6 protein-coding genes and 3 pseudogenes are annotated in these 8,192 nt (G+C 35.3%); 8 read left to right on the top strand and 1 reads right to left on the bottom strand.

What is annotated here, in order from left to right:
• The 7 genes and pseudogenes from K9V48_RS26390 to K9V48_RS26360 form a co-directional block, all read left to right on the top strand.
• Positions 1-257: DnaB-like helicase C-terminal domain-containing protein (locus K9V48_RS26390; protein WP_224142060.1), on the top strand; the 257-nt coding region annotated here is incomplete at its 5' end.
• Between the two features lie 54 nt (positions 258-311).
• On the top strand, positions 312-647 hold the full coding sequence (locus K9V48_RS26385) for a hypothetical protein (protein ID WP_224142059.1): 336 nt from the start codon (positions 312-314) through the stop codon (positions 645-647).
• Positions 648-1,815: 1,168 nt separating this feature from the next.
• Positions 1,816-1,959: pseudogene (locus tag K9V48_RS26380) on the top strand (NADP-dependent phosphogluconate dehydrogenase); the annotation flags it as partial.
• Positions 1,960-2,512: 553 nt separating this feature from the next.
• On the top strand, positions 2,513-3,418 hold the full coding sequence (locus K9V48_RS26375; RefSeq protein WP_224142058.1) for an AEC family transporter: 906 nt from the start codon (positions 2,513-2,515) through the stop codon (positions 3,416-3,418).
• Between the two features lie 105 nt (positions 3,419-3,523).
• Positions 3,524-4,285 carry a sugar phosphate isomerase/epimerase family protein gene (locus K9V48_RS26370; RefSeq protein WP_224142057.1) on the top strand — a complete coding sequence of 254 codons (762 nt, stop codon included), beginning with the start codon at positions 3,524-3,526 and terminating at the stop codon, positions 4,283-4,285.
• 193 nt (positions 4,286-4,478) lie between these two features.
• A pseudogene (locus tag K9V48_RS26365) lies at positions 4,479-4,817 on the top strand (Gfo/Idh/MocA family protein); the annotation flags it as partial.
• Between the two features lie 79 nt (positions 4,818-4,896).
• On the top strand, positions 4,897-5,685 hold the full coding sequence (locus tag K9V48_RS26360; protein WP_224142056.1) for a sugar phosphate isomerase/epimerase family protein: 789 nt from the start codon (positions 4,897-4,899) through the stop codon (positions 5,683-5,685).
• A 75-nt stretch (positions 5,686-5,760) separates the two neighbouring features.
• On the opposite strand, the pseudogene K9V48_RS26355 reads toward K9V48_RS26360, so the two are convergent.
• Positions 5,761-6,231, bottom strand: a pseudogene (locus K9V48_RS26355) (IS6 family transposase); the annotation flags it as partial.
• 136 nt (positions 6,232-6,367) lie between these two features.
• On the opposite strand from K9V48_RS26355, the gene K9V48_RS26350 reads away from it, so the two are divergent.
• The gene (locus K9V48_RS26350; protein ID WP_224142055.1) at positions 6,368-7,564 is read left to right on the top strand and encodes an MFS transporter; all 1,197 of its coding nucleotides are present in this window, start codon (positions 6,368-6,370) and stop codon (positions 7,562-7,564) included.
• Positions 7,565-8,192: the final 628 nt, after the last annotated feature.

Here is an 8,192-nt window from a genome sequence, read left to right as displayed (position 1 = left end):
ATCGATCAGTGGAATCAAGAGCCAATAAACGGCCGATGATGTCAGATATTCGAGAATCGGGCAGTGTTGAACAGGACGCCGATGTCATTTTGTTCTTGTATCGTGAAGCATATTATGACAAGGACTCCCAGGATCAAACGCTAGAAATCATCGTTTCAAAAAACCGAAATGGTCCAGTTGGAACCATCGCAGTGAATTACAACGAGTATACAGGAAAGATTGAGGAGCAAAAGGAACAGCGTCTAACCCTTGAATGACCTAAAGAACGAAGACCAAAGGCGATAAAAATTCTCATATTGAGGTGTTATCACGTGATTGTGAAAGATCTTTACCTGGATTCTATACGTTTTGAAGAATCATCATTGGCCCATTACATCCATCATTTACTAGAAGAGGGGAAAAATTCATTGGATGACAATATATCTAAAATAGATTTTGACCAAGCGGATCATCAGAAAGTAGAGGAATTGATTGAAAACAATGTATTAGGTTTTCATAAGGTTGGTATCTACTCACTGAAGATGAACCAGAGTAATTTTGTGTTTATTTTTGCTGAGAGCGGGCAAAAGGCAATCCAATTTTATCTCGAAACATTTCATCAAGCTCCATTGAACTGTCACGAGTATTCGCTGGATTTCGAGTTGTAAGAGGGAATAGGGTGATTATGTTTCGGGAGATGAGGAAGGAGTTTATGAGCTTTCCAGCTATAGCGGGGTATTTTGAGAGGATGGGGTGAAAATGAGAGAGAGCACTATTTTCTTGATTGTTGATGGATCAACGTTTTTGGCCTCTGAAGAAGCTTTGCAACTGCATAAAAAAGAGGGGGTTTATGCGAATGAATATTAATAGAGTTCCTATTTTTATAAATTTTGTAGTTCTATTAATATACTTACATTAGCATCTTTAGGGTTGAAAAATTCTAATTTTTGTAAAACTCTTTATGAAGTAGAAGGAATTTGTGATTTTAATGTAAAATTATAACATCTAATAAAAAAAGAGAGGAAATTATAAAGAAAAAATTATTAATAGCTCTTGTATCATTCTTAGTACTTAGTGGATTTACAGTAACAAATGCGAGTGCTGAAGAACTAGTACAAGAAGATGTAATGTAGTATTACAGTGGATAATAAAAACATCGGTGAAACGATAACTGAAAGTTTAAGCATTTCCAATCATCTCTACAATTTCTTTTACTCCGATTCATAATGTTTTGTTCAACAGCATTTTTTCTTGCTTGATTATTCGTCTGAAATACCCCCATAAAGGGGTCCCGTCACATGCCCATCAAGTTAACCAAACAAACTTCCCCCAAAATGAAAAAAACGTTATTCTATCAGTAAAAAAGTAAAGAGCAGTTATATGTAGTATACCAAGGCACTCTTAAGAGCCTGTTTTTTATATAAAAAACAGGCTCTATAATATTTGTAGAATGAAAATATAATTGATGAGGTCAGCTTTAAATAAATTTAAATTAAATTAACATTTCTTTATCCATTATTTTCCATTTTTATGATATTCAGTATTTGCTCTACATAATCTTCTGGTTGTGAGGTTTGATTTTGCATCCAATGCATCGCAGCTCCATAAAGTGCCCAGCTTAACATCACCGCATAGACCTCTACCTCAGTTTTGCTTTGATTAGACCATTGCTTTTGTGCCCACTCTGAAAAAAAGGCTTGGAGTTCCTGTTTAAAAATCGTTTCGATTTGGGGTGTAAACGCCTCGTAACTTCGTCTACATTGGTTACTGATAGATGTTTGAAACTTGATGATTGATAAAAAAATAGCCTTAATGGTTTCCTCATTAATTACCTCTGCAAGCGCAATTGCTTATTATGACAGCTACCGTACAGAAACGCTTCCAGCGAATCTATTACAAGCACAACGTGACTATTTTGGTGCACATACGTACCAACGTATTGATAAAGAAGGTATTTTCCATACAAACTGGATGGAGTAAGATTCCTTGTTTTCTTAATATGAGAAAAAACTGCCAGTAAAATGGTTGGTTTTTTCTCTTTTTTTGCTGGAATTATTAATCGGAAAGCACTATCAGTCAAAAACATTAAAAATGAAGGCAGTTCCAGAGAATGTTTTTTTTATGCTGCAGGGGTAAAATATATGTAAGCTTTACAACGCTTAAGAAAGGCGTGAGGGCTGTGGAAGATCGAAATAATTTGTCTTTTGCTGAATGGATTATTGAATCTTATCGTATGCAGAGAGTGGATTTCTATCCTTTTCAATTTCACTCACATCACGAATTTGAGATTTATTTCTTCTGTTGATTAAAACCGTTCTAGCGAATGCCTTTTGCGTCAACACGCAATAAAATTGAATTGCATCCAACCAGAGGCGTTCGTGATTCTTGCGTTACCCAAAAATAATATAAGCGAGGAGTGTTTACATTACAATAGTAAATGGTGTTGCTACCATTCTTCTTGATATCATCAAAGAGACAAAATTTTATCATTTGCTCTTTAAAAACTACAATTTTTCAGAGGAGCAACTTAGAAATGAATCAAGCATTTATAAATATATTACTTATAATTGTTTTAGGTTATCTATTAAAACGTATAAACATTTTAAAGGAAAAAGATGGAGCAGTAATTTCAAAAATTATTTTTAATATTACCCTACCGGCTTTGGTCATTGTGACATTTAATTCTGTTAAAATTGAACCTTCTTTAATTTTGTTACCGGTCATCGTCATTATTTTTGGACTAATTTCTGCGTTTCTTACTTTTTTTGTATTTAAAAAAGAGGAAAAAGAACTTAAAGGCACTTTAATAATGCTTGCTCCTGGAGCTAACGTTGGATTATTTGCATATCCTATTGTTCATGCTATGTGGGGAACAGAAGGTTTAACGTATTTTGGAATGTTTGATGTAGGAACTACAATTGTTATTTGGGGAATTGGCTATATATTAGGTAGCTATTTTTCAGAAGAGGGGCTGACCCTTAAGCCTGTTGCAATTCTAAAAAAACTCGGAAATTCCATTCCCTTAATGACTTATATCCTTGCTAGTATTCTAAATTATAGCCATATCCAATTGCCTTCTACGATAATTGATGTTGCTGCTACTATATCTCAAGCAAATATGCCGTTGTCATTATTATTATTAGGACTATATTTGAATTTTACATTTGACAAAAAATATTTTAAGCCTATTATGAAATTTTTAACTTTCCGATACGGTTTAGGACTACTTTTTGGTTTAGCATTATACTTCTTCCTTCCTTTCGATCAAATGTTTCGATATACACTCTTAATCGGACTATTACTACCAGTTGGAATGTCAGCTTTAGTATTTGGAATTGAATTAAAATATAGCACCACTAATTTAATTGCCACAATCGCAAATATTACAATTTTGATTAGTATTGTCCTATTATATGTTTTTGCTATCTTTATACTTTAAATTATTGGTTTCAGGTACGGAATAATGCAGGATGACATAGAGTCGTGGTATAAATCAAAGGTACGGAATTGAAAACGAATACATAAGGAAATAAGGAGGACAACTATGACAAGACTAGGCATACAGATTTCAAGCGTTCGGGAATATCTTCAAACCCCTGAGGATGTCTTGGCATCGTTCAGCAAATTAAGTGAGATCGGTTATAAAACGGTTCAGATTCAATGGATCAACCCTGAAATCCCAATGGACTTCATTCACGATGCCTTAAAGGAAACGAGGTTGGAATGCATAGGGACACAGGACTATTATGATGTGGTCATTTCTCATTTGGATGAAGTCATAGAAATCAACGACCTTTGGGGAGGTTCTTACATTACCGTCAGCGGGATTCCAGAGCGCTACCATTCTTATGAGGGCTGTCTGGAGTTTGCAAAGGAGTTGAATAAACTTTCAGAATTCCTTGAAACAAAAGGAAAAATCCTAAACTTCCATCCAAGATTTATGGATGTGTTTCAATATGATGGGCAAAATTCACTTGACATCATCTTCGAAAATACCAGAAGTGAATTTCAATTTTTATTAGACATCTATCATATCTACCATGCAGGTCTAGATCCGATTGAATGGATTTATAAGGTGAAAGGACGAAATGATTTAATCCACTTCAAGGATGGGATGATCGATTCGGATGGAAATGTAGTGCTCATGCCTGTTGGGCAAGGCCCTATCCAATGGAAGAAAATCTTCGATGCCACGATCGAAACTGGCGTAAAATATGCTTTCGCCGAACAGGAGAAATGGCAGAAAGATCCATTCCAATGTTTAAAAGAAAGCTACGATTATATTAAAATGAATGGAATAGAGTGAAACATATGAACGTTCGAGACCACTGGTTTCAATAAAAAAATCGCCCTCTTTTGTAAGACGAAATAAAAAAGCATGAAAACAAACTATAGACGTTCTGCAATAGCCCGTATAGTTTTGTTTCTTTTCACAAAGTATGCTTCAATAGTGGATTATTCCAGTATACAAGGAGGTATAGTCTTCATTTAAAAATGGTGCCACAGGTTTGTTTTTTGCAACGAATTCCAATTTCGGGAATTCCAGTGTCGAACTTCAGGTTGTATTAGAAAATGCGAAATTTACGACTAAGGATAGTATTTTAACACGATTGAGTGAAGAGGGCATAAAGGAAAGAATCGTTGAGGATGAAAAAATGCCTGGCTCCAAGTTTTATTATGGTGCCAGTCACATGAAATTAATCAATAAATTCTATTCCTGTATCTCAAATAACACTTGTGATTATGTTCATGTAAAGGATGCGCTGCCATCCATTCAAATCATTGATGCGATCCGCAAATCTTCAGAGTTAAACAAAGAAATCAAATTGGAGGTATGACATAATGGCTAAAGGGAAAATCGGCGTTCAAATGTATACGGTAAAAGACAAAATACAATAACTTGGTGCTTATGAAATAATGAGAAAAATTAGTGAACTTGGCTATCATGCAGTGGAAGTGTCACAAATTCCGATGACACCGGAGAATGTTACCGAATTAAAAAGAGCGAGTGAGGATTTCGATATTAAGATTGTGGCTATGTCTGCAGGTCTTGAACCAATGCTTCTAGGGGCACCAGGAGAAACGTTGCAAAGTGATTTTGACAAAATTATAAACGATTGCAAAACATTAAATTGTAACTTTTTACACATTGGAATGATGCCGCTGCACCTAATTGGCAATAAAGACGATATTATGGGCTTTGTAGAAAGAGCAGAAACAATGGCACACCGCTTAGCAGAGCATGGAATTGAGTTATACTACCATACACATCATCTAGAATTTCAAAAATTTGATGGGGTTTATCTGTTGGATATCATTAAAAATAATACAACAAAGCTTGGCTTTGAGCTGGATGTCCACTGGATTCAAAGAGCAGGGGAAAATCCGGTAGAATTTGTGAAGCAATACAAAGGCCGTATTTCTTTATTACATTTAAAAGACTACCGCGTAGGGCCGCTGGATTTAAGCGATATTGATTTTAACAAAGATCTAGCTAAATTCATGGACAGATTCGTCAATACGATTCAATTCGCCGAGGTTGGAGAAGGCAATCTGAATATCCCTGCCATCATCGACGCAGGTCTTGAAAGCGGTGCACAGTATTTCTTGGTTGAGCAGGATGAACAGTACGGCCGTAATCCGTTCGACTGCCTGCAAACATCAGCTGAAAACTTAAGAAAAATGGGTTACAGCGACTGGTTTTAAGCCGGAGCAATCTTTAGTGATATAGTATATGGAGCTGTTTATTTTTAACAGTTCTAGGTTTCTTTGGATGCCTTAAGGCATCTTTTTCTCGTCTTTTAGTTGTTGAATGGCTACTGGATATGCTGGATTTTTATCAACTGTTATCACCCGAGGTTTTGAAACATGAAAAGCAGCCAAGGCTTTCTTAAAAAAGCACTTAGCTGCTTTGGTATCTCTCGATTCACTTAAATAAAAGTCAATCGTATTTCCTTCCGAATCGACTGCACGATATAAGTACATCCATTGTCCTTTTACTTTTATATAGGTTTCATCGACTCTCCACGAGTCGTTTGTTTGCTTGAGATGACGCCGTACTCTTTCATCTAATTCAGGTCCATATTGATGAACTCAACGCATAATGGTTGTATGAGCTATCGGAAGGCCTCGCTCCTCCATCATTTCCACCAAATCACGAAAACTGAGGTTGTACGGCAGATACCACCTCACCGTTAATAAAATAATATCAGGTTGATAATGTTTCCATTTGAACAAATTGTGGTTTTCCATACTGATCACACCCCTCTTTTAGAGTAATAGTATCAGTATGTTCAGGATTTAGAGATTACTTGCAATCAATTTAATCTTTTTGCATCAGAACCAAAAATACTACTAAACACAAAAATAACAAAATAGGAGCAAAAAGATGAATAAATCAAAATTATGGACAAAAGATTTTATCATCATGTCCGCATCAACTTTTTTTGGGGGTTTAACCTTTTATTTATTAATAACGACTTTAACCGTGTATGCGGTTGAAGAATTTAACGCTTCACAAAGCATGGCGGGTCTTGCGTCTAGTATATTTGTAGTGGGTGCACTAGTTTCACGTCTTTTTGTTGGAAAATATATTGAGATCATTGGACGTAAAAAGATGCTTTATGGCGGATTATTTTTATTTTTAATTGTGATGTTGTTATATTTTATAGTAGAAAACATGAACGTATTATTGTTTATTCGTTTTGTTCATGGAGCAGCGTTTGGGGTGTTTACCACAGCTATAGCAACAGTTGTCATGGATATTATTCCGAATGCACGTCGAGGAGAAGGAATAAGCTATTTTTCATTAAGTATAGCCCTTGCAATGGCAGTTGGACCTTTCTTAGGTCTTTATATCAGCCAACAAGGAAGTTTTACGGTGATATTTGTAGTCTGTACACTTTTCTCTCTCATAAGTACTATTATCTTATTATTTGTGCATATCCCTGAAGGAGACATCACAAAAGAACAGCTTGATGCGATGAAAGGTTTTAAGTTGAAAGACTTTTTCGAAATAAAGGCTATTCCTATCTCCATCATTATTGCCATTATGGGTTTTGCTTACTCAGGTATCCTGTCATTTATTAATTCTTATGCAAAAGAAATTGATTTAATAGATACTGCAAGTTTCTTCTTTATTGTATATGCTGTCTTCATCTTGATTTCAAGACCATTTACTGGACGGTTATTAGATAAAAAAGGAGATAACATTGTTATGTATCCAGCATTGATATTATTTGTGATAGGATTAGTTACTCTTAGTCAAGTCAACCAAGGGTTCACTCTCCTTTTAGCAGGAGCGCTAATTGGCCTTGGATTTGGAACGATGAATTCTTGTTGTCAAGCAATTGCCATAAAGGAATCACCACGGCACCGAGTTGGACTTGCGACCTCAACTTTTTTCACATTCATGGATTCAGGAGTAGGGATTGGTCCTTTGCTATTAGGATTTATCATCCCTATAGTTGGTTTTCGTGGATTGTATCTAACTTTGGCAGTGGTCGTATTTGCCAGTATCTTTTTGTACTATGTACTTCATGGAAAAAAGAAACGTACAGAAAACAATAACCTACAGGCGAGCTAGTATTTAAGGGGATTTGAGTGCAGTTACTTCTTTTCGTAACCTGTTGCTATATGGATTGGTTAGAAGCTAAACCAAAATGGTGATTACTTTTTTATTCGATCTTACGAAATATATTGCAACTAAAATATATGATCGTTTCAATTTTCCCGGATTACTTCAATCTATTTTGAATGTGGTACCATCTAAAAATAGAATAAGCAGTATGTGTAGAACCGAACCTTCATTAAGTAGATGAAGGTTTTTTGCATTTGATTACTATTCTTAGAGATAGAAAAATTATTCTATTTAGGATGGGGTTAATGTTGAGAGTTTTTATAATTGTGAAATATTCTACTTGAACTAAAGGGGGCTTATCTTGAATAAGATTTAGGCAATAATCTTCAACAATCGGACGCTTTTCCGGAGTAACGAAAAAAGCCCAATTTCTTAATTTCAATGCTGAGAAATGGGGCTTTTTTATTTTTCCTTATAGTGCAAAATAACGCTCAAAATAGATGCAAAGTCCTCAATCTTCCGAAAAGCACTTATTATTATCATGCCGATGAAAGTGACAAACGCGAGAAGAAAGCTGAAGATAAAGAGCTTTCTAGAGAAATCGTGCGTATTTTCAAAGAAAGCCGTAATAATT

The sequence above is a fragment of the Metabacillus rhizolycopersici genome (genome assembly GCF_020075705.1).
The sequence above is the reverse complement of the archived record's forward strand: the minus strand, read 5'-3'. Positions and strand labels throughout refer to the sequence as shown.

Bases quoted from the DNA above. Each gene is read 5' to 3' on its own strand.
- K9V48_RS26375 (WP_224142058.1), top strand. From the start codon at position 2,513: ATGAATCAAGCATTTATAAATATATTACTTATAATTGTTTTAGGTTAT.
- K9V48_RS26350 (WP_224142055.1), top strand. From the start codon at position 6,368: ATGAATAAATCAAAATTATGGACAAAAGATTTTATCATCATGTCCGCA.
- K9V48_RS26370 (WP_224142057.1), top strand. From the start codon at position 3,524: ATGACAAGACTAGGCATACAGATTTCAAGCGTTCGGGAATATCTTCAA.
- K9V48_RS26360 (WP_224142056.1), top strand. From the start codon at position 4,897: ATGAGAAAAATTAGTGAACTTGGCTATCATGCAGTGGAAGTGTCACAA.